Origin of the sequence: Streptomyces sp. NBC_01006 (genome assembly GCF_045162725.1) — a bacterium.
Classification (GTDB): domain Bacteria; phylum Actinomycetota; class Actinomycetes; order Streptomycetales; family Streptomycetaceae; genus Streptomyces.
In genome coordinates this window covers 7,777,441-7,803,321 of the sequence record NZ_CP108700.1, presented here as the reverse complement: position 1 = coordinate 7,803,321, position 25,881 = coordinate 7,777,441, and the positions used below count along the sequence as shown (strand labels likewise).

At 74.0% G+C, this 25,881-nt stretch carries 18 protein-coding genes; 14 read left to right on the top strand and 4 right to left on the bottom strand.

Annotated features, from left to right (window positions below; translation table 11 throughout):
- Positions 1–107 precede the first annotated feature (107 nt).
- From OG509_RS35545 to OG509_RS35530, 4 genes are read left to right on the top strand one after another with little or no spacing between them, the layout of a single operon-like run.
- The gene (locus OG509_RS35545) at positions 108–1,412 is read left to right on the top strand and encodes an ABC transporter substrate-binding protein (protein WP_406186683.1); all 1,305 of its coding nucleotides are present in this window, start codon (positions 108–110) and stop codon (positions 1,410–1,412) included.
- Positions 1,399–2,376, top strand: coding sequence for a carbohydrate ABC transporter permease (locus tag OG509_RS35540; RefSeq protein ID WP_406186682.1), 978 nt, complete (start codon positions 1,399–1,401; stop codon positions 2,374–2,376). Before OG509_RS35545 ends, OG509_RS35540 begins: the two co-directional genes overlap by 14 nt.
- A complete protein-coding gene (locus OG509_RS35535; RefSeq protein ID WP_406186681.1) occupies positions 2,373–3,206 on the top strand; it encodes a carbohydrate ABC transporter permease in 834 nt (277 codons plus the stop codon). Before OG509_RS35540 ends, OG509_RS35535 begins: the two co-directional genes overlap by 4 nt.
- Positions 3,207–3,252: 46 nt before the next feature.
- Positions 3,253–4,671 (top strand): GH1 family beta-glucosidase, encoded by a 1,419-nt coding sequence (locus tag OG509_RS35530; protein WP_406186680.1) that lies wholly within the window; start codon positions 3,253–3,255, stop codon positions 4,669–4,671.
- Here the strand turns inward: OG509_RS35530 and OG509_RS35525 are convergent.
- From OG509_RS35525 to OG509_RS35510, 4 genes are all read right to left on the bottom strand, one after another.
- A complete protein-coding gene (locus OG509_RS35525; RefSeq protein WP_406186679.1) occupies positions 4,643–5,269 on the bottom strand; it encodes a HutD family protein in 627 nt (208 codons plus the stop codon). The two genes, OG509_RS35530 and OG509_RS35525, sit on opposite strands and share 29 nt — an antisense overlap.
- A gap of 87 nt (positions 5,270–5,356) precedes the next feature.
- Positions 5,357–7,102 carry a carbohydrate binding domain-containing protein gene (locus tag OG509_RS35520; RefSeq protein WP_406186678.1) on the bottom strand — a complete coding sequence of 582 codons (1,746 nt, stop codon included), beginning with the start codon at positions 7,100–7,102 and terminating at the stop codon, positions 5,357–5,359.
- Positions 7,103–7,211: 109 nt separating this feature from the next.
- Positions 7,212–7,952, bottom strand: a complete 741-nt coding sequence (locus tag OG509_RS35515; RefSeq protein WP_406186677.1) for a hypothetical protein — start codon at positions 7,950–7,952, stop codon at positions 7,212–7,214.
- Positions 7,953–8,141: 189 nt separating this feature from the next.
- Positions 8,142–8,873 (bottom strand): NADPH-dependent F420 reductase, encoded by a 732-nt coding sequence (locus OG509_RS35510; protein WP_406186676.1) that lies wholly within the window; start codon positions 8,871–8,873, stop codon positions 8,142–8,144.
- Between the two features lie 380 nt (positions 8,874–9,253).
- Between OG509_RS35510 and OG509_RS35505 the strand changes: the two genes are divergently transcribed.
- From OG509_RS35505 to OG509_RS35460, 10 genes are all read left to right on the top strand, one after another.
- Positions 9,254–11,158 (top strand): BTAD domain-containing putative transcriptional regulator, encoded by a 1,905-nt coding sequence (locus tag OG509_RS35505; protein ID WP_406186675.1) that lies wholly within the window; start codon positions 9,254–9,256, stop codon positions 11,156–11,158.
- A 65-nt stretch (positions 11,159–11,223) separates the two neighbouring features.
- Positions 11,224–13,476 carry a TOMM precursor leader peptide-binding protein gene (locus OG509_RS35500; RefSeq protein ID WP_406186674.1) on the top strand — a complete coding sequence of 751 codons (2,253 nt, stop codon included), beginning with the start codon at positions 11,224–11,226 and terminating at the stop codon, positions 13,474–13,476.
- The gene (locus tag OG509_RS35495; RefSeq protein WP_406186673.1) at positions 13,466–15,445 is read left to right on the top strand and encodes a TOMM precursor leader peptide-binding protein; all 1,980 of its coding nucleotides are present in this window, start codon (positions 13,466–13,468) and stop codon (positions 15,443–15,445) included. The genes OG509_RS35500 and OG509_RS35495 overlap by 11 nt, the downstream gene beginning before the upstream one ends.
- A gap of 18 nt (positions 15,446–15,463) precedes the next feature.
- Positions 15,464–17,065: a SagB family peptide dehydrogenase gene (locus OG509_RS35490; RefSeq protein WP_406186672.1), complete on the top strand. Its 1,602-nt coding sequence runs from the start codon at positions 15,464–15,466 to the stop codon at positions 17,063–17,065.
- A gap of 67 nt (positions 17,066–17,132) precedes the next feature.
- Positions 17,133–19,880: a lantibiotic dehydratase gene (locus tag OG509_RS35485; RefSeq protein WP_406186671.1), complete on the top strand. Its 2,748-nt coding sequence runs from the start codon at positions 17,133–17,135 to the stop codon at positions 19,878–19,880.
- The gene (locus tag OG509_RS35480) at positions 19,868–20,956 is read left to right on the top strand and encodes a lantibiotic dehydratase C-terminal domain-containing protein (RefSeq protein WP_406186670.1); all 1,089 of its coding nucleotides are present in this window, start codon (positions 19,868–19,870) and stop codon (positions 20,954–20,956) included. The genes OG509_RS35485 and OG509_RS35480 overlap by 13 nt, the downstream gene beginning before the upstream one ends.
- Positions 20,953–22,077, top strand: a complete 1,125-nt coding sequence (locus tag OG509_RS35475) for a peptidase M50 (protein WP_406186669.1) — start codon at positions 20,953–20,955, stop codon at positions 22,075–22,077. Before OG509_RS35480 ends, OG509_RS35475 begins: the two co-directional genes overlap by 4 nt.
- Positions 22,078–22,116: 39 nt before the next feature.
- On the top strand, positions 22,117–23,100 hold the full coding sequence (locus tag OG509_RS35470; RefSeq protein ID WP_406186668.1) for an ABC transporter ATP-binding protein: 984 nt from the start codon (positions 22,117–22,119) through the stop codon (positions 23,098–23,100).
- Positions 23,097–23,852, top strand: coding sequence for an ABC transporter permease (locus OG509_RS35465; RefSeq protein ID WP_406186667.1), 756 nt, complete (start codon positions 23,097–23,099; stop codon positions 23,850–23,852). Before OG509_RS35470 ends, OG509_RS35465 begins: the two co-directional genes overlap by 4 nt.
- The gene (locus tag OG509_RS35460) at positions 23,849–25,819 is read left to right on the top strand and encodes a TOMM precursor leader peptide-binding protein (protein WP_406186666.1); all 1,971 of its coding nucleotides are present in this window, start codon (positions 23,849–23,851) and stop codon (positions 25,817–25,819) included. The genes OG509_RS35465 and OG509_RS35460 overlap by 4 nt, the downstream gene beginning before the upstream one ends.
- Positions 25,820–25,881 lie beyond the last annotated feature (62 nt).

The window sequence follows — 25,881 nt, the reverse complement described above, 5'->3', positions numbered from 1 at the left end:
GGGGCCCGGGCTGCGGGTGCACGCTCCAGTCGCGCTCTGAGAGCGCTCTCAATGCTGGCGCACTCCCACCCCCGCACCCTGCCCGTCCAGGCCAAGGAGGCCGCCCCATGTCGATACCCCGAACCGTCCAGAGAACCGCGGTCCGCCTCGGCGCCGTCGCGCTGACCGGAGTGGTCCTGGCCGCCTGCGGATCCGGTTCGGGCGGCGGTTCCTCCGACGCCGCGGGGGGCGACATCACGCTCACCGTCGACCTGTTCGGCGCGTTCGGCTACCAAGAGGCCGGGCTCTACGCCGAGTACGAGCGGCTCCACCCCGGCATAAAGATCAAGCAGACCGACACCGAGGACGAGCAGGACTACTGGAAGTCCCTCCAGACCCGCCTCGCGGGCGGCGGCGGCCTGGCCGACGTCCAGGGCATCGAGGTCGGCCGCATCGCCTCGGTCGCCCAGCAGCAGGCGGGCAAGTTCGTGGACCTCAACCAGTACGGGGCCGGAGCGCTCAAGGAGGAGTTCGCCCCCGCCAAGTGGTCCGCCGCGACGACCAAGGACGGCAAGGTGCTGGGCCTCGGCACGGACGTCGGCCCCGAGGCCATGTGCTACCGCAGCGACCTGTTCCGGGCCGCCGGCCTGCCGACCGACCGCACCGAACTGGCCGCGCGGTGGGCGACTTGGGACGGCTACCTCGAACTCGGCCGCCAGTACAAGGAGAAGGCGCCCGCGGGCAGCGCCTGGATCGACAGCGTGGGCAGCCTGAACGCGATCATGGTCGGGCAGGAGAAGGAGCGCTACTACGATGCCTCGGGCGCCCTGATCTACGAGAACAGCCCTGCCGTGAAGGCCGCCTGGGACGCCTCGGTCAAGGCCGCGGGCGAGGGACTCAGCGCCAAGCTGGACCAGTGGTCGCCGCCGTGGAACCAGGCCTTCTCCTCGGGGTCCTTCGCCACCCTGCCCTGCCCCGCCTGGATGCTCGGCTACATCAAGGGCCAGGCCGGGGACGCGGGCAAGGGCAAGTGGGACGTCGCGAAGCTGCCCGGCGGCGCGGGCAACTGGGGCGGCTCGTACCTGGCGGTCCCGACCGCGGCCGCCCACAAGAAGCAGGCGTACGAGCTGATCAAGTGGCTCACCGCGCCCGAGCAGCAGACCAAGGTCTTCCGCGGGCAGGGCAACTTCCCGTCCGCCACCAAGTCGATCGGCCAGATAGCCGACGCCAAGGACCCGTACTTCTCGGACGCGCCGATCGGCAAGATCTTCGGCGACGCCGCCGAGCAGGCCCCCGTCCAGGTGCTCGGCCTGCACGACAAGGACATCGCCGACCAGATCAACAACGCGCTCAGCGAGGTCGAGCGCAAGGGCACGGCGCCCGAGACGGCCTGGTCGAACGCGAAGAAGGCCATCAAGAATGCCCTCGGCTGAGCCGCTGGCCCCGCCGACCCCGCCGGCGCCCCTGACCGTCCCGAAGCCGTCGGCGGCGCCGCTCCGGCGGCGCGGCCGGCCGGGCTCGCTCTCCCCGTACGCCTTCCTCGCCCCGTTCTTCACCCTGTTCGCCGCGTTCGGGATCTTCCCGCTGCTCTACACGGCGTACGTCTCCCTCTACCGCGCCGAACTCCAGACCCCCGGCGAGCTGGAGTGGCGCGGGCTCGGCAACTACACGGCGCTGTTCACCGACCCGTTCTTCTGGACGGCGCTGCGCAACACGTTCACCATCGGCGTGCTGTCCACCGTGCCCCAGCTGCTGATGGCGCTGGGCCTCGCCCACCTGCTCAACTACCGGCTGCGCGCCCGTACGTTCTTCCGCACCGCGCTGCTGCTGCCGTACGCGACCTCGGTCGCCGCCGCTTCGCTGATCTTCGCGCAGCTCTTCGGGCACGATTTCGGGCTCGTCAACCGCCTGTTGGACCTGATCGGCATCCACCCGGTCGACTGGCAGAACGGTACGGCGGCCTCCCAGATCGCCGTCTCGTCCATCGTCGTCTGGCGCTGGACCGGCTACAACACGCTGATCTACCTGGCCGGCATGCAGACGATCCCGACCGAGCTGTACGAGGCGGCCGAGGTCGACGGGGCCTCCCGCCGGCGGCAGTTCCTGCACGTGACCCTGCCCGGACTGCGCCCCACGATCGTCTTCACCGCAATCGTCTCGACGATCGGCGCCACCCAACTGTTCGGTGAGCCGCTCCTGTTCGAGGGATCGGTGTCCGGCGGCATCTCACACCAGTACCAGACCCTCGGGCTGTACATGTACGAGCAGGGCTGGGGCTTCTTCCACCTGGGCCGGGCGGCGGCCATCGCCTGGGTGATGTTCCTGCTGATCGTGGTGCTGGTCGGGGCCAATGCCTGGGCCGCGCGCCGCCGTTCCCTCAAGGAGGCCGGCCGATGAGCGCGAACGTCTCCGCCCGGCGTGGCGGCAGGCTCACGTACGCCGTCCTGATCTGCGCGGTGCTGGTCTCGGCCTTTCCGCTGTACTGGACCCTCGTCGCGGCGAGCCGTTCCAATGCCGAACTGGCCCGCTCCGTACCGGCTTTGCTGCCGGGGCCGCGGCTCCTGGACAACCTCCAGGCCGTCCTGGACGAGGCGTCGATCGGCAAGGCGCTGCTCAACTCGCTCATCGTCTCGGGCGCGATCACCGTCGGAACGGTGCTGTGCTCCACGCTGGCCGGGTTCGCCTTCGCCAAGCTGCGCTTCCGCGGCCGGGGGGCGCTGCTCGGCGCCGTCGTCGCCTCGATGATGATCCCCCCGCAGCTCGGGGTGATCCCGCTCTTCATGCTGATCGTCAAGCTGCACTGGGTGAACCAGCTCCAGGCCGTCATCCTGCCCGGACTCGTCTCGGCCTTCGGGGTGTTCTTCATGCGGCAGTTCCTGGTGCAGTCGCTGCCGGACGAGATGATCGAGGCGGCCCGGGTTGACGGGGCCTCGCACGCCCGGATCTTCTGGTCGATCGTCGTGCCGGTCGCCCGCCCGGCCATGGCCGTCCTGGGCCTGCTGACCTTCATGACCGCCTGGAACGACTTCTTCTGGCCGATCGTCGCACTGTCCTCGCAGGAGCCGACGGTCCAGGTCGCGCTGCGCCAGCTGGGCGGCGGTTACGTCCACGACCAGTCCGTGGTCATGGCGGGCACCCTGCTGGGCACCCTTCCCGTGCTGCTGGTCTTCGGACTGCTCGGCCGCCAGATCGTCGGCGGGATCATGCAGGGCGCGGTCAAGGGCTGACGCAGCCGCCTCCCGGCCCTCCCCTCACCCTCTTTGGAGCCTTTTCATGACCACGCTCGACGCGTCTCCCCTCGCGCAGACGGGGCTGACCTTCCCGGCCGGTTTCCGCTGGGGCACGGCCACCGCCGCGTACCAGATCGAGGGCGCGGCCACTGTGCACGGCCGGACGCCGTCCATCTGGGACACCTTCAGCCACACCCCCGGCAAGGTCTTCCACGGCGACACCGGGGACACGGCAGCCGACCACTACCACCGCATGGCCGAGGACGTGGCCCTGCTCAAGCGGCTCGGCGTGAGCGACTACCGCTTCTCGGTGGCCTGGCCCAGGGTCCGGCCCACCGGCCGGGGGCCCGCCGACCGGCGCGGCCTGGACTTCTACCGGCGGCTCGTCGACGCGCTGCTGGCCGCCGGGATCCGGCCGGTGGCCACCCTCTACCACTGGGACCTGCCGCAGGAGCTCGAAGACCTGGGCGGCTGGCCCGTACGGGAGACCGCCGAGCGGTTCGCCGAGTACGCGGGGCTCGTGGCCGGGGCTCTCGGCGACCGGGTGGCCGACTGGACGACCTTCAACGAGCCCTGGTGCGCGGCCTTCCTCGGCTACGCCTCAGGAGTGCACGCCCCGGGCCGCACCGAGCCGGAGGCCGCGCTGCGGGCCGCACACCACCTCAACCTCGCCCACGGCCTCGGCACGGCGGCGCTGCGCGCGGTCCTCCCCCGCACGGCCGAGGTCTCGCTGACGCTGAACCTGCACGTGGTGCGGCCGCTGACGCGCTCCGCCGCCGATCTGGACGCGGTCCGCCGGATCGACGCGGTGGGCAACCGGATCTTCCTCGACCCGGTCTTCCACGGGCGCCTGCCGGAGGACCTCGTCCGCGACACCGCCGCGGTGACGGACTGGTCCTTCGTCCGGGACGGCGATCTGGCGGCGGCGGCCGCCCCGATCGACTGGCTGGGCATCAACTACTACGCGCCGACGGTGGTCGCGGCCGCCGAACCCGGGCGAGGCGTCGCGGACGAGGGGCCCTCGCCGTGGGTGGGCGCCGAGGAGCACGTACGCTTCCTGCCCGCGCCGGGGCCGCGGACGGCCATGGACTGGCCGGTGGACGCGGGCGGCCTGCACGAACTGCTGGTCCGGCTGCGCGACGAACTGCCGGGCGTGCCACTGCTGATCACGGAGAACGGCGCGGCGTACGCGGACTACGCCGACCCGGAGGGCGATGTGCACGATCCGGACCGGATCGGCTATCTGCACGGCCATCTGGCGTCGGTGCACCGGGCGATCGCGGACGGGGCGGACGTGCGCGGGTACTTCGTGTGGTCGCTGCTGGACAACTTCGAGTGGGCGTACGGCTACAGCAAGCGGTTCGGCCTCGTCCACGTCGACTTCGCGACCCAGCGGCGCACGCCGAAGGACAGTGCCCGCTGGTACGCCGACGTCATCGCCCGGGGCGGGCTGCCAGCCTGACCACCGCCGCGTGGCCCCGGGTGCGCAGGCCGCAGGCGTTGCCGCCGGAGATCCGGACCGCGTCGTACGGGCCGAGGGCGACGGGCCCGGGCGCGGTTTCGAGTCCCGTTCCGGCTTCGAGTCCTGTTCCGGCTTCGAGTTCCGCCGGGCCCCGGAGCGCGACCACCAGCAGGGTCTCCCCCGGCGCGGTGGCGAGCACGAGGGTGCCCCGTACGACCGCGGTCTGCGCCCGCACCCGGTCCCGGCGGTACATCACGTTGAAGTTCACGACGGGCCCGTCGATGAGCCGGCAGTCGGTGGGGGCGTCGCCGGGGAACTCCTGCGGCGCGTAGCGCTCGTCGACGAGGCGGCGAGCGCCGGCCACCGTGAGGTCCATGCCGGCGCCCTCGGCGAGGGTCAGCGTGCGGTCGACCCCGGGGAAGCCCGAGAACGGCCCGTCGGCGGCCACCTCCGCGAGGCTGATCCGCCACCCGAAGTCGGCCAGTCCGGCGCCCTCGGGCCAGGCCGCGATCTCGCGGGTCACCCCGCCGCCGTTCTTCCAGGCGACCGCCGCGCGGTCGCCCGCGCGCAGGATCCGGATCTCGTTGCCGCCGGCCATGGCGCTGTTCCTTCCGTCGGGTACGCACCGCCCTGCGCGGGGCGGTGCGTACCCGGGCGGCCGGGGCCGAGCCTATCCACCCGCGGTCTACCCCACCGACAGGTCGTCCCCGTACACGGCGCCCTGCCCGTACCAGCCGTGCAGGTAGACGGTGACCGTGCCGGAGGCGCCGGTCGTGAAGGGGACCGTCAGCTTCGACCAGCCGGTCGAGCTGGTCCACGTACTGGCGCTCGCGCCGCCGCGGACGCCCAGGTAGGCGTAGCTGCCCTGCACCCAGCCGGCCAGCGTGTACTTCGTGTTCGGGGCGAGGGTCAGCGTCTGGGCGCACTCACCGGTCTGTGCGGAGGTGGGTGCGGTCTTCAGGGCGTACGAGCCCCCGTGCGCCGGGGCGCCGACCACCGCTCCGCCGCTCTCGCAGGTCCACGGGGTGAGCGAGCCGCTCTCGAAGCCACCGTTGACGAGAGCGCCGCTCCCGCCGCCCGGGCCGGTGACCGTGAGGGTGAAGGCGGCGGTGTGCGTGAGCGCGCCGGCGGCGGCGGTGACGGTGATCGGGTACGTGCCCGGAGCGGCCGAGGCGGAGGCGGCGACCGTGAGCCGGGCCGAGCCGCCCGCCGTCACCGAGGCCGGGTCGACGGAGGCGGTGACTCCGGCGGGTGCGCCGGACGCCGTCAGCGCGACGGTGCGCGCCGTGCCGGAGACGACGGCCGTGTTCACCGTGGCGGAGGTGGAGCCGCCCGGCGCCACGGAGGCCGAGCCGGGCGCGACGGCGAGCGAGAAGTCGTCGGCGACGGGACCGCCGCCGGTGAACGGCGCGAAGGTGTGGCTGAAGTACCAGGGGTCCTGGACGATGCCCGAGCACGAGTCGGAGCCGCCGGTGCCCGGGCAGCCGCCGTTGTCGCGCTGGAGCGCCCAGAAGGAGAGCGTGTCGATGCCCTTGCCCACCGCCCAGTCGTGGACGGCGGTCGCGTCGGCGGTGGTGAATGTCTCGGCGGGGCCGTAGTCGTCGATGCCCGGCATCTCGGTGACGCCGATCATGCCCCAGAGCTGGGCGGGGGTCTTGGCCGGGTACAGGCCGGCGAGCTGTTCGTGGAGCCCGGTGGCGGCGGTCTGGGTGTCGGTGGCCATGTGGTGGGTGGCGCCGTCGTAGTAGTCGAAGGTCATCAGGTTCACGACGTCCACCTGCACGCCCGCCGCCTTGGCGCTCCCCAGGACCGCGAGTCCGCTGCTCGCGAGGCCGGTCGTGGTGGTGGGCAGGGTGTACGAGACCTGTAGCGGGCGGCCGTTCGCCGCTGCCCAGTCCTGGACCTTCTTGATCGCCTGGTTGCGCCGGTCGATGCCTGCCTTGTTGGTCAGCGAGTTGTCCTCGATGTCCATGTCGAGCCGGGAGACCTCGTAGGTGGTGATCACCTTCTCGTACGCGGCGGCGATCGCGTCGACGCTGGTGCAGCTGTCGGCGATCTCGGTGCCGCCGTTGTCGGCCGCGTAGCCGCCGAAGGAGGGGATCACGTCGCCGCCGCGGGAGCGGATCGTGGCGAAGTCGGCGCCGAAGACGGAGGCGGAGACGGGCTGTCCCGTGTCGCCGTTCCAGTACGGGGTGCAGGAGCCCCTGGCCTCGGTCTGTACGAAGGCCATGGTCAGGTATTTCGCGCCGGACTTCTGGGCGAGGTCTGCGGGGCTGTCTCCGTTGTACGCCTCGAAGTAGGGGGCGAAGACGTGCGCGGGCAGCGGGGTCGCGGCGTGGGCGGCGCCGCCGGCGGCGAGGACGAGGCCGGCGGAGGCGAGGAGTGTGGTCAGGGCCGCGGATAAGGCATGGAGGGGCCTGGGACGTCTCATCGATGCTCCCGGTGGGGCGCGAGCGAACGGGCGGACGCCCCATGATTGGTCTGGACCAGGTGTGGGTCAAGGGTCCGGACCCCTCCGGTTTCCGCGGCGGGAACGGGAGTTACACGAGGCGCCGGGTGGTGAGGGGCAGCGAGACGTGTCCGGGGTGTCCGAACTCGGCGGAGCCGCCCTCGGCGGCGTCCGCATCGATCGCGTACACCATGAGCGGGCTGCTGCCGGTCGGGCCCGTGGCGGTGGCGCGCAGCCGGTAGCGGTCGGTGCGGACGGCGTCGGGGGCGAGGGCGGTACCGCCCGTGTAGAGGTGGGCCGGCTTGGCGTCGGTGGCGATGCGCAGGTCCACGGCGTGCCAGGCACCGGTGGCCGGGTCGCGGCGTTCGAGGACGAAGGGGGCGGCGGGTCCGGGGAGGTCGCCGGGTTCACCGGTCAGGGGCTCCATCTGGAAGGCGACGAGCAGGTGCCGGTAGGCCTGGGAGTTGCCGTTTTGGACGGTGACCGTGAACTCCTGGGCGGGGCCGCCGCGGACCAGGTGCAGCGCGCCGCCGCGGGCGGCGGCGGTCAGGGACAGCCGCGTCGCGGGAGCCGGGGGCGCCGTCGGCGTCTTCGCGGGCGCGGCCGGGGACGCGGCGGCGGAGGTGACGGTCGGGGACGGCGTGGGCGCCGGCGCGGAGGAGGCCGGGGTGGCCGGTGCGGTCGCCGTCGGGGACTCGGAGCCGGAGGGCGAGGGGCTCGCCGACCGGGTGGGAGCGGCCGGGTGGTCCGGGTGGCCGGAGCAGGCCGTGAGGACGGCCGGGAGCGCCGCCAGTACCGCCGAGGCGATCAGCAGACGGGGTCTGACGTGCATGGTGGGCCCTCCTACGGCTCCCGTGAGGGCAGGACCGTAGCAAGCCCGGGGCATCGGCATGGAGGGGCGGAGGATGACACTTCGGTATCGGTTCCCGGCCGGGGACGCCGCGCGGTCCCTCCGGGGGGAGAGAGACGCGCCCGGGGCCGGCGCGGGAGGACCCGTAACTCCCGCGCCCACCCGGGACGGTCAGCCCTTGAAGGCCGCCTGGCGGACCGGAGAGGCCTCGGCGAGGGCCTTCGCGACCGCGTCGGTCCCCGCCCGGAGCCCGTACACGGGGGTGCCCGGCTGCTGGCGCCAGGAGTCCTCGATGCCGCCGGAGTCGACGGTGTCGAAGCCGAGCTCGTCGATGAGCGCCCGGACGGTCCGCTTCGCCGCCGGGTCGTCGCCGGCCACCGGGAGGGCCACCCGGTCCGGTGCCCCGGCCGGGCGGTGCAGGCCGAGGATGTCCTCGGCGTACGTCCCGTTGAAGGCCTTGACCACCGGGTGGCCGAGGCGGCGCTGGCTCCAGCCGCTCTCGGTCAGGCCCTCGTCCTCGATCTCGGCGATACGGCCGTCGCGCTGCTGCGGGTAGTAGTTGCCGGTCTCGATGAGGACGAAGTCCTTCGCCGCTTCGTCGAAGAGGCCGGCGGGCAGGTTCGCCACGTTCTTCAGGGGGACGGTGACCACGACGACCTCGGCGCCCCGCGCCGCCTCCGTGACGGTGACGGGCGTGGCTCCGGTCTCCTTCGCGAGGTCGGCCAGGGTCTCGGGGCCGCGGGAGTTCGCCACGGACACCTCGTGCCCGAGGGCGGTGAGGCGGCGGGTGAGGTTGCCGCCGATGTTGCCTGCGCCGATGATGCCGATCTTCATGAGCTCTCCAGTCCGTGCAGGGTGGTCGGGTGCTGCGTGGAGTCCGAACCACCGGGCGCCGCCGCGCATTCCGCGTCCGGCGCCCCCGTCCCACGGATCACCCGTACGAGTGGCCGGTTCCCTGCCATACGAAATCAGCCAGGGAACTTCGGCGCCGCGTGACCGGAAATCGACTTCGATTGCCGCGCGATGAGATCCGTACGGGGAATTCGTTTACACGTGAACATCCTGGCCAACCGGTGGTAACTTCACGGGACTCCAGAGTGACGGAAAGAATGAGAATCGCCGTGCGGTCGGAAACAAGCCGTACACCACTCGACTTTCACAAGATCCCTTATGTAGTGTTTCATTCATTCGTCGCCCCACCAGGGGGCGGAGAGCAGGCGGGGCCGACCACCGCCCCTGTCCTGCTCGTTCGCGAAATACGTGACCCGACACGAGGGACCAGTATGCGGTTCCAGCTTTTGGGGCCGCTGAGTATTGCCCACGGCCCGGAAACCGTAGTTCTCAAGCCATCCAAGCCGACCAGTCTTCTCGCCGCTCTTCTTCTGCATCCCGGGGTCGTTGTTTCGACCACCTATCTGGTGAGCGCGGTGTGGGACGAGGAACCGCCCGCCACCGCGCGCGCCGCGTTGCAGACGTGCGTCCTGAGGCTGCGGAGGTTATTCACGAAGTACGGCATATCCACGACCACCATCGAAGCCGTGCCCGGCGGATACCGGATGCACAACGACGCCGAGACCCTCGATCTCGTCCTCTTCCGCGCCCTGACCTCGCGGGCGACGGCCGCCGGCGGACCGGGCGAGGAGCTGTACCGGCTGCGCGAGGCGCTGTCCCTGTGGCACGGGCCGCCGCTCGCCAACGTGGCCTCGCGGATGCTGCGGCGCGACGCGGTGCCCTCGCTCGAACAGGAGCGGCTGCGCGTGCTGGAGCGGGTGTGCGATCTCGAACTCGCCGCCGGGAACTGCCACCAGGTCCTGGTCGACCTGTACGACGGAGCCCGCCGGCATCCGGTGCGCGAGCGCTTCACCGAGCAGCTCATCGAGGCCCTCTACCGCACGGGGCGGCAGGCGGAGGCTCTCGCCGAGTACCGCACGGTACGGGACCGGCTGCGCGACGAGCTCGGAGTCGACCCGGGGGCCGGGCTGCGCCGCCTGGAACTGGCCATCCTGCGGGCCGAGGAGATCGGCGGGCCGCAGGCGCCTGCCGTGGGCCCGGCGGCACGGCCCGCCGTCGGGCCCGCGCCCGGGCCGGCCGCTGTACCGACCGCGGCACCGGTCGTGACGCCCGCCGCACAGTCTCCGGCGGGGCCTGATCTGCCGCGGACCGGCGCCGCCCCGGGTGCGCTCCCCGCACCGTCGGCGCGGCCGGCCGAGCCCGCGGCGGACAGCGGCTGGCGCGGAGTACCCAGGAAGGGATCCGGGCGCCCGGGCCTGGCGCCCGTGCCCGGGTTCGCCGGGCGCGAGGGCGACCGCGGGGCCATCGCCGCCCGGCTGACCTCCGCCGACGGCCCCCGGCTGGTCGTCGTCTCCGGGGCGCCCGGCATCGGCAAGTCGGCGCTGGCCCACCAGTGCGCGTACGAGGTCCGCGGCGAGTTCCCCGGCGGGGTCTTCACCCTCGCGCTGGCCCGGCCCAACGGTAGCCCCCTCACCCTGGACGAGGCCCGGGAACTGCTGCCAGGACCCGGCGACGGCGACGGCCGCCGGCTCCTCGTCCTCGACGACGCGGCCGGCGCCGGGCAGGTGCTGCCGCTGCTCCCCGCGGCCGAGGACGCCGCCGTACTGGTCACGAGCAGACGGGGGCTCGCCGCGGTCGTCGCCACGCACGGCGGCGCCGTCCACCGGCTGGACGTCCTCGGACCGGACGAGGCGTACGCACTGCTCGCCGGGCTCGTCGGCGCCGACCGGATCGCGGCCGAGGCGCAGGCGGCCGCGGAACTCGCCGGCGTCTGCGGGCACTTCCCGCTCGCCCTGCGCATCGCGGCCGGCCGGCTGCTGACCCGGCCCGGCCTGTCCGTGGCGGACTGCACGGCCTGGCTCGCGGAGGAGCCACCCGCCCGGCTCGCCCTCGCCGAGGATCCACGGCTCTCCGTACCGGAGGTGTTCGGGCGGGCCGTCGGCGCCCTCTCGCCCGAACTGCGCGAGGTCTTCCTCCGCTTGGGCGCCCTCGGTCCCCGGGCCCCCCTCACGGACGCCGGGTCCGAGACCGAGCTCGAACAGCTGGTGGAGGCCGGGATGCTGGAGGACGGACCACCCGGCAAGCCACGGTACCGGCTCCACTCCTTCCTCCTCGGCTACGCGCGCTGGCTGGCCCGCGGGCCCCTCCCCGCTGCCGCCGCCCCCGTCGCGCGCTGACCTCCCCCCTCCCCTCGCGTTCCTCTGTCGTCTCCCTCCACCCACACCGCACCCAGGGGTGTCCCATGTCCCAAGCCAGCTATGAGACCGTCGCCGCCTCACGGCCCCGGATACGCCGGGACGTGCTCTTCACCGAGACGCCCGACGGTGTGCTGTTCCACAACTCCGACGGCGGGTTCCGCCTCACCGCCCGCTCGGCGTACCGGTTCGCCACGCTGATCGTCCCGCACCTCACCGGGGAGCACTCCGTCGAGCAGCTCTGCCAGGGCTTCGGCGACGCCCAGCGCGCGATGGTCGGCGAACTCGTCAAGACGCTGTACGAAAGGGACTTCGCCCGCTCCGTACCCGCCCCGCGGACCCCCGCCGGCCCGGTGCCCGCCCCCGACGTGGCGCGGCGGTTCGCGCCGCAGATCGCGTACGTGGACCACTACGCCGACGAGGCCGAGGAGCGGTTCCTGCGCTTCCGCGGCACCCGGGTCGCCGTCCTCGGCGAGGACTCCGTGGCCCGCTGGTGCGCCCTGAGCCTGGTCCGCAACGGCTGTGCGGTCGTCGGTGTCCTGCCCGGCGCGGAGCTCGGCCTCGTCGAGGAGGACGCGCAGCAGGCGCGAGCCGACGGCTGCCCGGTGGAGATACTCACCCTGGCCCCGGGCGGGGAGCCCTTCGGCTGGGCGGAGTCGGCGGGGTTCGACTTCGTGGTGGTCACCGGGGGTCACGCGGCTCCCGCACGGCTCCTCCCGCTGCTGCGCGCAGGCATACCCGAGGGCCGCACCCTCCTTCCGGCCTGGTCGTACGGCTCCGACGCCGTCGTCGGCCCGCTGATGGCCGCCGGGACCGAGGGCTGCTGGGCCTGCGCGGCGCTGCGGCTGGGCTCCGCCCGCCCCGGCTCCGGGGCGGCCGCCGACCTGTGGAGCGCACTGGCCCTGCCGGGCACCGGGGCCGTCCCCTCCGGCCTCGTGCCGGGCCGGCCGCTGGCCGCGATGCTCGGCAATCTGCTCGGATACGAGGTCTTCCGCACGGCCACGGGTGCGCTGCCCGCGGAGACCTCCGGGCGGCTGGTCGTCCAGGACATGGAGTCGCTGGACGTCACCGCCGAGCCGCTGTTCCCGCACCCGCGCTGCCCCTTCTGCGCCGGGGGCGAGACGGGCGACCGTGCGGCCGACCGGGCGGCCGGGCAGCCGGTGGACCTGGCCGCGGCGGGCACTTCGGGCGCCCCCGAACTGCCGACGCTCGACACCGCCCGCGAAGCGGACGCGCTGGTCGAGGAGTTGAACCGGCGCTCCGCCATCGTCCGCCCGTACGCCGGGGTGTTCACCCGCTTCGCGGACGAACCGCTCACCCAGATCCCGCTCAAGCTGGGAGTGGTCGAGCTGGGCATCGGCCATGCCGGTCCGCGCGCCATTGCGGCCTTCGACATCCACCACGTGGCGGGCGCCCGGATGCGTGCCCTGGACGCCGCCGCGCTCGTGTACGCCGAGCACGTCGTCCCGGCGCGCGGGCTCGTGACCGGCTCCTGCGTCGAGGCCCCGGCCTCGCTCGCCCTCGCCACCGGGCTGCCGGGCGGATCCACCGTCCACCAGCGGGCCGTGTCCCTCCTGACGAAGGAGCCCGTCCTCGTCCCGGCGGGCGCCGTCCGCCCCTTCGGACCACACAACGCCGACCGGCTCTTCGAGCGGACCCGCGCGGGGGCCGGTGCGGGCCCCGCCCCCGCCGACGCGGCAGCGGCCGGGCTCCTCTCGGCCCTCGCCTACGACGCGCTGCTGCGCACCGTACGGGGCACCCCGGCGACCCCCGTGCCGCTGCCGGACCCGGACGGGCCGGACGCCGAACTCGGGTTCCTCGTACGGTCGGCGGACCGGCTGGAGCTGCCGGTGGAGCTGCTCGACCTCGGCGAGAGCGGCCGGAGCGGCGTGAGCGTGCTGCTCGCCCGGTCGGCGGAGCGCTGGGCGGTCGGCAGCGGCCTGGACCGGCGTACGGCGGCCGTGGCCGCGCTGCGCGAGCTCCTCGGCGCGGCCCAGTACGAGGCGGACCGGGCGGGCGGCGGCCGGCCGGCCGACACCGGCGATCCGCTGCTGCGCGATCTGGACCCCCGGGCCCTGGCGGTCTCGGGCTCGGACGCCGGCTCGGGCTCGGGCGGCGAGGCCGTGGGGGCGAACGGAGCGGCCGGGGCCGTCGGTTGGCCGGAGGTACTGGAGCGGCTCGGCGCCGCCGGGCGCGATGCGTACCTGGCCCCGACGGGCGCACCCGAGCTGGCGTCCGCGGGGGTCCACACCGTACGCGTACTGCTCACGGCGGTGCGGGAGCCCGGCGATGACGCGTAGCCGCCCCGTTCTGGTCCGGGCCGATCCCGCCGTACGGGACGTGCTCGGGGCCGGGGCGGCCGAGCGGTTCACCGCGCTGCTGGACCGGGCGTTGGACGCGCTCGGCGGGCCGCCGGTGGAGCTGTCGGTGCTCGGGGCTCGAAATGCCTTCGCCGATCCTGAGCCTGAGCCCGTTCCCGTTCCCCTTCCCGTGTCCGTGTCCGCGGAGATCGGCGCCGCCTTGCCCGTACGGCTGTACGGCCGCCAGGCGGTGGTCGGCCCGGTGCCGGTCCCCGATGGCGGTCCGGGGTGCGCCCGGTGCCTGGAACGGCGCTGGCAGGCCGTACGGTCGGTGGGGCTGCGCGATGCCCTGGAGCTGGGCGGGGGCACCCGGGCGGCGGGCGACTGGCCGCACGCCCACGCCTTCGCCGCCGACGCCCTGGCCGCACTGGTCACGGGTGTCACGGCCCCCCGCGGGCCGTTCCCCGAGGTGCGCTCCCTCGACCTCGGCACCGGCGCCGTCCGGCGGTATCCGCTCGTACCCGACCCCGAATGCCCGGTGTGCGCGGCGCCCGTCGCCGACGAGCCGCGCGCCCTGGAGCCGCTGGCGCCCGCGCCGAAGTACCGGCCGGGAACCTTCCGTACCCGGCCCGTGGAGTCGTACGCCCTCGACGTGGCGGCCTTCGCCAATCCGCTGTGCGGGGCGCTGGGGCCCTCCCTCGTCCAGGACATCTCCTCCACCTCCACCTCGGCGACCATCGGCTGCTTCTCGCTGCGCTCCGGCCCCTATCTGCGCGAGACCTTCTGGGGCGGCCACACCGACTCCTTCGACCGCAGCGCCCGGGTCGGGGTCCTGGAGGGGCTGGAGCGGTACGCCGGGATGCGCGCCCGGGCCCGGACGACGGGCGTGCGCGGCTCGCTCACACGGCTCGGCGCCGACGCCGTGGACCCGCGCGAAGTCGGCCTGTACAGCGAGCGGTTCTACGCGGACAACCCGCGCGTGCGGCCCTTCGACCCCGGCCGGGAGATCCCGTGGGTCTGGGGCTGGTCGCTGCGCGACCAAGTTGCGCGCCTGGTGCCCGAGGTGCTGACGTACTATCACTCGCCCGGTCTGGAGAACCGTTTCGTACAGGAGAGCTCCAACGGCTGTGCCACCGGCGGCAGTCTGGCTGAAGCGGTGTACTTCGGGCTGATGGAGGTCATCGAGCGGGACGCGTTCCTGCTCGCCTGGTACGGGCGCCAGCCGCTGCCCGAGATCGACCCGGCGACCAGCGGCCGCACGTCGACCCGGATGATGGTCGACCGGCTCGCCCTGTACGGGTACCGGGCACGGTTCTTCGACACCCGGATCACCTTCCCCGTCCCGGTGGTGACCGCCGTCGCCGAGCGGTTCGACGGCGGACCCGGCCGGATGTGCTTCGGGGCCGGCGCCGGCCTGGACCCGGAGTCGGCGCTGGACTCGGCACTGTGCGAGATCGCGACGGACGCCGTGAACCTGCCCGGGCGCACCGAGCGGGACGAGGCCCGGCTGCGCGCGATGGCCGCGGACTTCGACCTCGTCACCGCGCTCCACGACCACCCGCTGGTGTACGGGGTTCCGGAGATGGGCCGGCACGCGGACTTCCTGCTGCGCACCCCGGCCCGGGAGCCGCTGCGGCCGGTCTCGGCGCTTCGTCCGCCCGAGGACCGGCGGGGCGGCGGCGCCGGTGGGCCGGACGACGTGCGCGAGGATCTGGCGCGGTGCGTCGGTGCGGTGGCCGCCGAGGGCTTCGACGTGGTGGTGGTCGACCAGACGCTGCCCGAGCAGCGGGTCCTGGGGCTGCACACGGTGAGCGTGCTGGTGCCCGGACTGCTGCCGATCGACTTCGGCTGGTCGCGCCAGCGGGCGCTCGGCATGCCCCGGCTGCGGACCGCCCTGCGCGCGGCGGGGCTGCGCGAGCGCGATCTGGAGCCCGGCGATCTCAACCCGGCGCCGCATCCCTTCCCCTGACCGACCGTAGGAGGACCCGTGGGCCACGCCCATGACTACGCCACCGCCATCATGCACCGCGGCCGGGTGCCGATGGAGCCCGTCGACTTCGTACCCGACTGGGCCGACCGCCCGCGCAAGGCGAAGTTCCATCCGGGCGCGGAGACCCTGCCGCTGCCCGAGCCTGAGCCGGAGCCGGACCCGGAGGCCTCGACGGGACCCCTCCGGGGGTTCACCCTGCCCCTGCTCTCCGGGATGCTGCTGGACTCGTACGGGCTGACCGGCCGGCGCCTCGGCATCCAGGCCAATACGGATCTGGCGGCGCTGCCCCACTACCCGCAGGCCAACTGGTCGCGGGGGACGGCCTCCGGGGGCGGGCTCTACCCGGTCGCCGTCCACTGGGCGGCCGGGCCGGGCGGGCCGCTCACGCCGGGCGTGTACCACTACGCGCCGCACCAGCACGGGATGCGGCGGCTGCTGGCCGGTGATGTCACGGGTGACATCCGGGACGCGCTCGGGGCCGATGCCCCGGCACACGCCTCGGGCGCCGCCCAGTACCTGATCCTCAGCGTCAAGTACTGGCAGAACTCCTTCAAGTACAACAGCTTCTCCTTCCACGCGGTGAGCATGGACGTGGGCACGGTGCTCCAGACCTGGCGGCTGTGGGCACGGGAGCACGGGCTGCGGATCGCGCCCGTGCTCTGGTTCGACGAGGAGCGGCTGGCCCGCCTGCTGGGCGTGGACCACCGGGAGGAGGGGGTCTTCGCGGTCGTGCCGCTGGAGTGGGCGGACGACCGTACGACCACGGACGCGGGCCCGGCGCTCTCCTCCCCCTCCCCCGCCCCTGCCCCCGTTCCCGCCGCCGTCCGCCACCGCGACCTCGAACGCTCCCGCCGCGTCCTGGCCTTCGAGACCCTGCACCGGATCCACGAGGCCACCCTCGGCCGCGCCGCCGACCGCCCGGAGCCCGGTGCGCTCGACGCCGCGGCCGCCCGTCCGCCGCGCGGTACGGCCCCTGTGCCGCTGCCCGCGCCCGCCACCGCCCCCACCGGCGTCCATGCGGCGCTGCGGGCCCGGCGCAGCAGCTTCGGCCGGTTCGACGCGAGCCGCCCGGTCGGGCCGGAGCAGCTGGCCGCCGTACTCGCGGACTGCGCCAGGGCGGCCGTCGGCAGCGAGGCCGAGCGGCCGCAGGGGCCGGGGCTGACCTCGCTGTACGTCTTCGTCAACCACGTCGACGGGGTGGCCCCGGGCGCGTACGCCTACGATCCGGCGGCCCGCACCCTGCGCCTGGTGGTCCCGGGCCCGCCCGGCCCCTTCCTCCAGCGCAGCTACTTCCTCTCCAACTACAACCTGGAGCAGGCGGGTGCGGTGATCGTGCCGACCGTGCGGGCCACCGCCGTGCTCGACGCGGTGGGCGACCGCGGCTACCGGCTCGTGGGCGCCGCCGTCGGGGCGGTCGCGCAGACCTTCTACACCAGCGCCGCCGCCCACGGACTGGGCGCGGGCGTGGCGCTCGGCTTCGACACCATCAGCCACATCGAGGAGCTGGGACTGACCGGCACCGACGAGGCGCCGCTGCTGATCATGCTGCTCGGCCACGAGCGGCCGCGGCCCGCCGACTTCCGCCACGAGATCGCCTGACCCCGCCCATCTCCCCCTCCCCACGACCCGACCGCGACCCACCGACGACAGAACCAGGACGATCAGGATGAACACCACCACCGAATGGCAGGCGGGCGACCGCTTCATGCTGCGCGTGGCCGGCCTGCCCCTGACCGCGGTCGACGCGCTGCGCTGCCCGGACACCAGCCGCTGGGCAGCCGAGGTGCTGTCGGCCGAGGACTCGCTGCGCGCCGACGCGGAGCAGCTGAGCGAGGCCCTGCACAAGGCGGTCGGCGCGACCGATCCCGGCCCGGGCGGCGAGGGCGCGGCCCGGCGCCGCGCACTGCTGCGGCTGCGCCGCCAGATCCACAACGGCAAGCTGCCCGCCGACCCCGACGCGGCCGTACGGGAGCTCTCCGACGTCGACGGCGTCGCGGCCGGGCACCTCTCCGCCTGGGTGTTGCGGCGGCGCCGACTGGACGCGCTGCTGGCCGAGGGGGCCGGGCTGCTCGGCGGCGATCTCGGGCGGGGCCGCGCCGCGCTGCGCGAACTGCTCGGGGACGACCGGCTGCGGATGGGCCTGCTGCTGGCCTCGCCGGTACTCGAAGCGCAGCTCGACGCGTACGCGGGGGCCACCGGCGTACCCGGTGGCAGGGCCCGCAAGGTGGAGCGCTCGGTGCTGTCGTACCTCTACCGCACGGCCTGCAAGACGAGCCCGTTCAGCACGTTCACGGCGGTGGCCACGGGCCGGTTCACCCCGGCGGCGGCGCCCGGGGAAGGCATCCGTACGGCGGACACCTGGACCAGCCATGTCCGGCTGAACGTCGTGGTGCTGGCCCGGCTCGCCGAGCTGATCCTCGCCGATCCGGTGCGACGGCGGGACCTGCCGCTGCGCCCGGCCTCAGGCTGGGGGCGCGAGGACGACCGGATCCGCTACGTACGGCGCTCGGTCACGGCGGGCGACGACGCGGCGGCGGTCACCTTCGACGCCGTCAAGGACCGGCTGTTCTTCCTGCGCCGCAGCGGCACCCTCGACCGGCTGCTCGCCCTGTTCGAGGAGCGCCCCGAACTGCGCCACCAGGAGCTGGCCGACTGGCTGGCCGCGGAGCACGGCGCGGCGCCGGCCGACTGCGAGGCGTACATCGGCGCGCTGCTCCAGCTCGGCATGGTGCGGGTGCCCTGCCTGGACACCGAGGTCCACGACGGGGACCCGCTGCGCGCGTTCCAGCGGTCGCTGTCCGCCCTGGAGCGGCCGTGGGCCGAGGAGCTCGCGGGCCTGCTCGACGCGCCCGCCGCCGTACTGGAGCGCTATCCGGCGGCCGGGGCCCGCGAGCGGGCGGAGCTGCTGGGTGAGCTGCGCTCGGGCCTGCACCGGGTGCAGCGCGAACTCGGTTCCCCGGGCGCCGCGTTGCCGCAGACCTTGCTCTACGAGGACGTGAGCGCGGGCCGGGAGCTGGCCTGCCCGGAGCCGGCCTGGGCGGCGGCGGACGCCGACGGCGGGGGGCTGCGCTCCGTCGAGCGGATCCTGCCCGCCTTCGACCTCACACTGGCCCAGCGGATCACCTTCGAGGGGTTCTTCACCGCCCGCTACGGCCCGGGGGGCCGCTGCGAGGATCTGCTGGGCCTGGTCCACGACTTCCACGAGGACTTCTTCGACCAGTACCTGTCCTTCACGGCACGCCGTACGCCCTTCGACGCACGCGGGGAGTACGTCCCCGAGGAGAACTGGCTCTCCCTGCCCGGCATTCGGGCCCTGGACGCGGCGCGGCGCGCCTTCGTCGGCCGGATGCGGGCGGCCTGGTCGGCGTACGGGGAGCGGGATGCGGAGGAACTGCGCCTCACCCAGGAGGACATCGAGGCGGTGGCGGATGAACTGGAGCCGGTGCTCCCCGGGTTCGCACCGCGCTGCCACCACCTCCAGCCGGCCCGCCATCCCGGCACCGGGGAGCGACTGACCGTACTGAACCGCTCGTACGGCGGGCTGTCCTTCCCCTTCAGCCGCTTCACGCACGTGTACGAGGACGCCGAGGGCGCCGGGGGCGGTCCGGGTCTGGCCGAGGGGCTGCGGGCGAGCGCCGCCGAAGTCACCCCGCAGGGAGCGGTGTTCGCCGAGGTGACCGGCGGCCCGGTGACCACCAACCTCAACCTGCACGGCCGGCTGACCGACTACGAGATCGTCTGCCCGGGCGAGAGGGGCACCCTGCCGGAGGACCGCCGGCTGCACCTCGACGACCTGTACGCCGAGCACGTACCGGACACCGGCCGGGTGGTGCTGCGCTCGCACCGGCTCGGCCGCGAGGTGATCCCGGTCTACCTCGGCTATCTCGTACCGCTCGCCCTGCCCGCGATCCCGCGGACGCTGCTGCTGCTCTCCCCGTCCTCGATGTCCCCGCTGGACGTGTGGGCGGGGGTGCCGGAGGGCGCCGCGCACGGCGGGGTGCGCACCCGTCCGCGCGTGGTGCACGGGGACCTCGTGCTGAGCCGGCGCAGCTGGACCACCACGGCCGGTGAACTGCCGGTGCAGGGTGCGCAGGAGGCCGGGCACTTCCTGGACTGGCAGCGCTGGCGGCGGGCGCACGGACTGCCGGGACGGGTGTTCGCGACCGTCTCCGCCGGGCCCTCCGCGCTGGGAGCCAAACCCCAGTACGTGGACTTCTCCAGCCTGCTCTCGCTCGCGGCCTTCGAGCCGCTGCTGCGCGATACCGGCAGCCAGGTGGTCTTCCGCGAGATGCTCCCGGACCACGGCGCCCTGCACGCGTATTCCGAGCACGGCGCCCACGTCGCCGAACTCGCCGTCGAGACCTTCACGACCCTCATCCGACGCCCGGAAGGCGGACCCCGATGTCAGAGCTGACCGAGAAGCGCGGCGCCGAGGAGCCCGGCGCGTGGCAGGCCGTGCACATCTTCTACGCCGCCAACCCGACGCCCCTGCTGGTGCAGTGCGTGCGCCCGCTGATCGCCGGCTTGTCCCGGGACGGGCTGCTCGCCGGGCACTTCTTCATCAACTACTGGCTGGAGGGCCCGCACGTACGGCTGCGGCTGCGCCCCGCCACGCCCGGGGACGGGCCCGAGGTGCGCCGCCGCACGGAGGAGGCCGTCACGGCCTTCCTCAGAGCCCGGCCCGCGCTCTACGAGGTCGACTCCGGCTTCCTCAACGAGTTCTACAACACCCTGTTCGACATCGAGTTCCCCGAGGGCGACCGGGCCGCGTTCATGGGCCCCGACGGCCGGATGAATCTGCGGCCCAACAACAGCCACGCGTACGAGCCGTACGAGCCCGAGTACGGAAAGTACGGCGGCCCGGCCGGAGTCGAGCTCGCCGAATGGCATTTCGCGCACTCCAGCGATCTCGTGATGGACGCGCTGAGCGGGATGAACCTGCACCTGCGGACCGTGCTGCTCGGCACCTCGGCCCAGCTGATGATGGTGATGGCGGGGGTGTTCCTGCCCGACCGGGAGGAGCTCGGCGGCTACCTCGACCGCTACTACGAGTTCTGGCACCGGGCCTTCCCCGGCACCGGGTTCATCGGCTCGGCCGAGTACGACCGTACGTACGAGCAGACAGGGCCCGGGATCGCGCGCCGCTTCACCGCAGTCCGCGAGGCACTCGCCGCCGGGGAGACGGGCCGGCTGCCGGGGTTCCTGGCCGGGTGGGCCGAGCACTGCCGGGAGCTGCGCGGGCGGGTCGAGGCGCTCGCGAGCGCCGGGGATCTGGTCTTCCGCTCCTGGGACGGCACCCGCGACGAGCGGGTGACGGATCCGGCGGCGGCCCTGCCACTGCTGCTCTCCCCGTACATGCACATGACCAACAACCGGCTGCACGTGACGATCCGGGACGAGGCCTATCTCGCGCACCTGCTGGGCCGGGTGCTGCGCGAGGGCGCCGGCGGGCCGTCCGGCTCCGGGCCGACCGCGGCGGTCCGGGCGTGAGCACCCCCGCGGGGCTGTTGGAGCACCGGCCGGCGCTGCGCCCCGGCATCCTGCTGTCGCCGCCCCTGCTGAACGGGCCGGTCGTGGTCCATCTGGTCAAGGACCCGGTGTCCGGGGCCTCGTTCGAGATCGGCCCGAAGGAGTTCTTCCTCGTCTCGCGCCTCGACGGGACCCGTACGCTCGCGGAGATCGGCGTGGCGTACGGGGAGACCTTCGGGCGTCGGCTCGACGAGCGGAACTGGCAGCAGCTGCTGGCCCTGCTCGGGACCCGGCGGCTGCTCGCGGGCGGTCCGCCGCCCGCCGCGGCGAAGGCCGCCGGCGAGCCGAGGACCGGGAACCTGCTGCGCGGCACCCTGCGGCTGGTCGCGGACGCCGACGCGACGACGGCCCGGCTGCACCGGTTCCTGCGGCCCGCCCTGCACCCGGCGGCGCTGGGCCTGCTGCTCCTGGGCTGCCTGGCGATGGAGTCGGTGCTCGCCGCGAACGCCGGGGAACTCGTACGCGACCTGTGGTGGCTGGCCTCGAACCCGGTGCCGCTGCTGGCGGTGGCCACGCTGCTGTGGCTCAGTACGGTGCTGCACGAGTTCGCGCACGGGATCGCCGCCCGCCATGTCGGCGGGACCGTCGGCGAGATCGGGCTGCGCTGGCGGCTGCCCGTCGCGATCATGTACTGCACCGTCGACAACTACCGCTATCTGCGCCGCCGCCGGGACCAGCTGGCCGTCGCCGGGGCCGGCGCCTTCGCCAACCTGCTCTTCCTGCTGCCGTTCTTCGGCTGGTGGACGGCCCTCGCGCCCGGCGACGCCACCGGCAGGGTGCTCGGCGCGCTGCTGCTGCTCGGCAGCGCCCAGGCACTGGTCAACCTCCTCCCGCTGCCACCGCTGGACGGCTACACGATGCTCGGCCACGCGCTGCGCGTGACCCGGCTGGCGCCCGCCGGATCCGCGTACGTACGGCTGCGGCTGCGCGACCGGGCGGTGGCGGCCGGTTACCCGGCGCGCGCCCGCCGGATCTACGCCGGCTACGCCGTCGGCTCGGCCGTCCTCGTCCTGCTGGCGGCCTGCGCGCTGACGGCCGCCGCCTGGTACGCGATCGCCGCCGCTGCCTCCCCGTCCTCCTGATCCCGACATCCGCGACAACACCGAGGGAATGCACCGCCCATGACGACCGACAGCACCCAGCCCCCCGACTCCTCCGCCATCGCCGTCCGGGACGTACGCAAACGCTACGGCGACCGCCAGGCCGTGGACGGGGTCTCCCTCGACGTCCGGCGCGGAGAGTTCTTCGGCCTGCTCGGCCCCAACGGCGCGGGCAAGACCACCCTCATCGAGATCATGGAGGGACTGCGGCAGGCCGATTCCGGCACGGTCCGGGTCCTGGACCACAGCCCCTGGCCGCGCAACACCGCGCTGCTGCCCCGGATGGGCGTGCAGACCCAGGCCTCGGCCTTCTTCGTACGCCAGAGCGCGCGCGAACATCTCGCCACCGTCGCCGGGCTGTACCGCGCCGAACCGGCGGCCGCGGACCGCACCCTGGAGACGGTGGGGCTGACCGGGCAGCGCGACGTACTCGTCGAGAACCTCTCGGGCGGGCAGCGCCAGCGCCTGGCCATCGCCTCGGCGCTGGTCCACGGCCCGGAGCTGATCTTCCTGGACGAGCCGACCGCCGCCCTCGACCCGCAGGCCCGCCGCGATCTGTGGGAGGTGCTGCGCGTCCTCAAGAGCGAGGGCCGCACGATCGTCTACACCACCCACCACCTCGACGAGGCCGAGGCCCTGTGCGACCGGGTGGCGATACTCGTCGACGGCAAGGTCGCTGCCCTGGACTCCCCGCACCGGCTGGTCACCGCCGCGGGCGCGCCCTCGCGGCTGCTGCTGCCGGCCGGCCGGATCGAGCTCGCGCAGGCCATGGCCCTGCCCGGGGTGGACCGGGCGAGCCTGCAGGGCGGCTCGCTGGTCCTGGAGACCGCCGCACCCGGCAAGGTGCTCCAGGCCGTCGACGCGCTCACCGGGCTCGACGGGGTGCTGACCCGTACGGCCACGCTGGAGGACGTCTACCTCGAACTCACCGGCCACGCCCACCCCGTAGACCCCACGCAGCCCACGAACCCCGCACACCCCCACACCACGGAGTCCCAGGCATGAGCGCGTACACGGCCCTGACGGCCGCCGGCTACCGGGCCCAGATCCGGGACAAGGCCACCCTGTTCTTCACGTTCGCCTTCCCCCTGCTCTTCCTCGTCGTGTTCGGCTTGATCTTCAGCGGGCAGGACGTGGAGCAGAGCGGCCGCCCGTACATCTCGTACATAGCTCCCGGCGTGATGTCGTGGGGCGTCGCGAACGCCGCCGTGTTCGGCATCGCGTTCACCCTGATGCAGTGGCGGCGCGACGACCTGCTGCGGCTGATCCGGCTGACCCCGACCCCGCTGACCACCGTATTGGCCTCGCGGTACGTACTGGCCCTCGTCGTCGGCGCCGTACAGGCCGCGGTGTTCATCGCGGTCGCGATGCTGCCCGGGTTCGGGCTGGTGCTGGACGGGCGCTGGCCGCTGGTGCTGCCCGCGCTGGTCCTCGGGATCACCGCGTTCATGGCGATCGGGGTGATCGTCGGGACGTACGCGAACACGCCCGAGGCCGTCGCCGCGATCGCCAACTGCATGATGGTGCCGATGGCGTTCCTGTCCGGCTCCTTCCTGCCGCTGGACATGATGCCGTCCTGGCTCCGGTCGGTCTCCCGCGTGCTGCCGCTGCGCTACCTCAATGACGCGGCGACCGGCGCGCTCACCGGTTCGGGCTCGCTCGGGGCGATCGGCACCGGGTGTGCGGCCCTGGCCGGCTTCGCCCTGCTGTTCGGCGCGATCGGGCTCAAGACCTTCCGCTGGAGCAACCGGACATGACGGACGTGAGGGCCCCCCTCCCGGACTCCCGCCGCCCCGCCGCCCCCGACGGCTCCCCGCTGGAGGCGGCCCGGCGCGAACTGGCCGGGGCACTGGCCGGACTCGGCGCCGGCGTGGTCACCCTGGGCGTGCACGACGCGCTCGGGCCGCGCACCGCCGACCCGTTCGCGGCGGTGCGTCCTGCCGCCACCGTCCATCTCAGCGCCCGGGCGGTACTCGTCGGCCCCTGGGGCGGGGACGGCTCCGCCCCGGCCTGCGGGCAGTGCCTGGCGATGCGCTGGCAGCGGCTGCGCAGCCGCAGCGAGCGCGACGCCCTGGAGACCGGCAGCGGGCCGCCCACCCCGGTGGCCGCGCGGTGGCCGCTGCTCACCCCCGCCCTGCGCGACGCCGCGTACGCGCTCCACGAGGCGGTGTTCGGCGGGTACGCGAGCGCCCCCGGCCCGGCGGCGGCCGACCGGGCCCTGCCCCAGGTCACCCGGCTGGACCCGGAGACCCTCCAGGTCCGCACGTACCCCCTGGCCGCCGACCCGCTCTGCCCGGACTGCGGACCGCGCGGCGCCGACGCCCCGGCTCCCTTCACACCCGTCTCCAGGCCCAAACCCGCCCCGGGCGCGCAGCGGCTGCGCGCGGCGGACTCGTACCCGATGCCGTACGCGGCGCTGGCCAATCCGGTGACCGGGGTCCTCGGCGGGGGCACCTGGACCGACGTCACCTCGCCCACGACCGCGCCCGTCGCGGGCAGCGTCTTCATGCGCGGCTACGCGGGCCTGACCGACGTCACCTGGAGCGGGCAGGCCAACAGCTACACCGCCAGCCGGGACCTGGCGTACCTCGAAGGGCTGGAGCGGTACGCCGGCACGCACCGACGCACCGGAAGCTCCCTGCTCACCGCCTCGTACGCCGAGCTGGGCGACCGGGCACTGAACCCGGCGGAGTGCGGCTTCTACGCGCCGCGGACCTACCGCGAGGATCCGCTGGTGTCGCCCTTCGACCCGAATCGGCCGATTCCGTGGGTGTACGGGCATTCGCTGCGCGACGACCGGCCGGTGCTGGTCCCGGCGCGGCTGGTGCACTACAGCGCGGGGCTGGCGGCCGACAACTTCGTCTTCGAGTGTTCCAACGGCTGCGCCATCGGCAGCTGCACGGAGGAGGCGCTGCTGGGCGCGCTGCTCGAACTGATCGAACGGGACGCCTTCCTGCTCGCCTGGTACGGCGGGCTGCCGCTGACCGAGATCGACCTGGGCTCGGTGCCGGGTCCGGCGGTCCGGACGATGGCCGACCGGGCCGCGCTCCAGGGGTACGAGGTCCACGCGTTCGACAACCGGATCGACCTGGCGGTGCCCGTGGTCACCGGGCTCGCGGTGCGCCGGGACGGCGGCCCCGGGCTGTTCGCGTTCGGGGCGGGCGCGGCGCTCGATCCGGCGGCGGCCGTGGAGGCCGCACTCTCCGAGGTCCTCACGTACATTCCGCACCTGCCCCGGCAGGTCGCGGAGCGCCGGGGTGAACTGGAGGCGATGGCAGTCGACTTCGACCTCGTACGGCACCTCAAGGACCACGCCCAGCTGTACGGGCTGCCCTCGATGGCCCCGTACGTACGGCCCTACACGGAGCCGGCGGGCATCCGGCCCATGGATGCGCTGTACCGCTCTTGGCTGCACCCGTCGAAGGGCTCCGGCGGGCGGCCGGCCACCGGCGATCTGCGCGACGATCTGATGTGCTGCGTACGGGAGTTGACGCAGGCGGGGCACGATGTGATCGTCGTGGACCAGACGACCCCCGAGCAGCTGCGGATCGGGCTGCGCACGGTGTGCGCGGTGGTGCCGGGGCTGCTGCCGATCGACTTCGGCTGGTCGCGGCAGCGGGCACCGTACCTGCCGCGGCTGCGGACGGCCCCGCGCCGGGCGGGGCTGCGGAAGACGGACCTGGCGGAGGCGGAGATCCGGATGGTCCCGCATCCGTTCCCCTGACCCGCCCGCACCGTACGACGGTGCCCCGGCCCGCGCGCTGCGCGAGGGCCGGGGCACCGGTG

What these genes read in the sequence shown, in the direction of transcription:
- OG509_RS35545 (WP_406186683.1), top strand. Translation starts at nt 108, where the DNA reads ATGTCGATACCCCGAACCGTCCAGAGAACCGCGGTCCGCCTCGGCGCC.
- OG509_RS35540 (WP_406186682.1), top strand. Translation starts at nt 1,399, where the DNA reads ATGCCCTCGGCTGAGCCGCTGGCCCCGCCGACCCCGCCGGCGCCCCTG.
- OG509_RS35535 (WP_406186681.1), top strand. Translation starts at nt 2,373, where the DNA reads ATGAGCGCGAACGTCTCCGCCCGGCGTGGCGGCAGGCTCACGTACGCC.
- OG509_RS35530 (WP_406186680.1), top strand. Translation starts at nt 3,253, where the DNA reads ATGACCACGCTCGACGCGTCTCCCCTCGCGCAGACGGGGCTGACCTTC.
- OG509_RS35525 (WP_406186679.1), bottom strand. Translation starts at nt 5,269, where the DNA reads ATGGCCGGCGGCAACGAGATCCGGATCCTGCGCGCGGGCGACCGCGCG.
- OG509_RS35520 (WP_406186678.1), bottom strand. Translation starts at nt 7,102, where the DNA reads ATGAGACGTCCCAGGCCCCTCCATGCCTTATCCGCGGCCCTGACCACA.
- OG509_RS35515 (WP_406186677.1), bottom strand. Translation starts at nt 7,952, where the DNA reads ATGCACGTCAGACCCCGTCTGCTGATCGCCTCGGCGGTACTGGCGGCG.
- OG509_RS35510 (WP_406186676.1), bottom strand. Translation starts at nt 8,873, where the DNA reads ATGCGCGGCGGCGCCCGGTGGTTCGGACTCCACGCAGCACCCGACCAC.
- OG509_RS35505 (WP_406186675.1), top strand. Translation starts at nt 9,254, where the DNA reads ATGCGGTTCCAGCTTTTGGGGCCGCTGAGTATTGCCCACGGCCCGGAA.
- OG509_RS35500 (WP_406186674.1), top strand. Translation starts at nt 11,224, where the DNA reads ATGTCCCAAGCCAGCTATGAGACCGTCGCCGCCTCACGGCCCCGGATA.
- OG509_RS35495 (WP_406186673.1), top strand. Translation starts at nt 13,466, where the DNA reads ATGACGCGTAGCCGCCCCGTTCTGGTCCGGGCCGATCCCGCCGTACGG.
- OG509_RS35485 (WP_406186671.1), top strand. Translation starts at nt 17,133, where the DNA reads ATGAACACCACCACCGAATGGCAGGCGGGCGACCGCTTCATGCTGCGC.
- OG509_RS35480 (WP_406186670.1), top strand. Translation starts at nt 19,868, where the DNA reads ATGTCAGAGCTGACCGAGAAGCGCGGCGCCGAGGAGCCCGGCGCGTGG.
- OG509_RS35470 (WP_406186668.1), top strand. Translation starts at nt 22,117, where the DNA reads ATGACGACCGACAGCACCCAGCCCCCCGACTCCTCCGCCATCGCCGTC.
- OG509_RS35465 (WP_406186667.1), top strand. Translation starts at nt 23,097, where the DNA reads ATGAGCGCGTACACGGCCCTGACGGCCGCCGGCTACCGGGCCCAGATC.
- OG509_RS35460 (WP_406186666.1), top strand. Translation starts at nt 23,849, where the DNA reads ATGACGGACGTGAGGGCCCCCCTCCCGGACTCCCGCCGCCCCGCCGCC.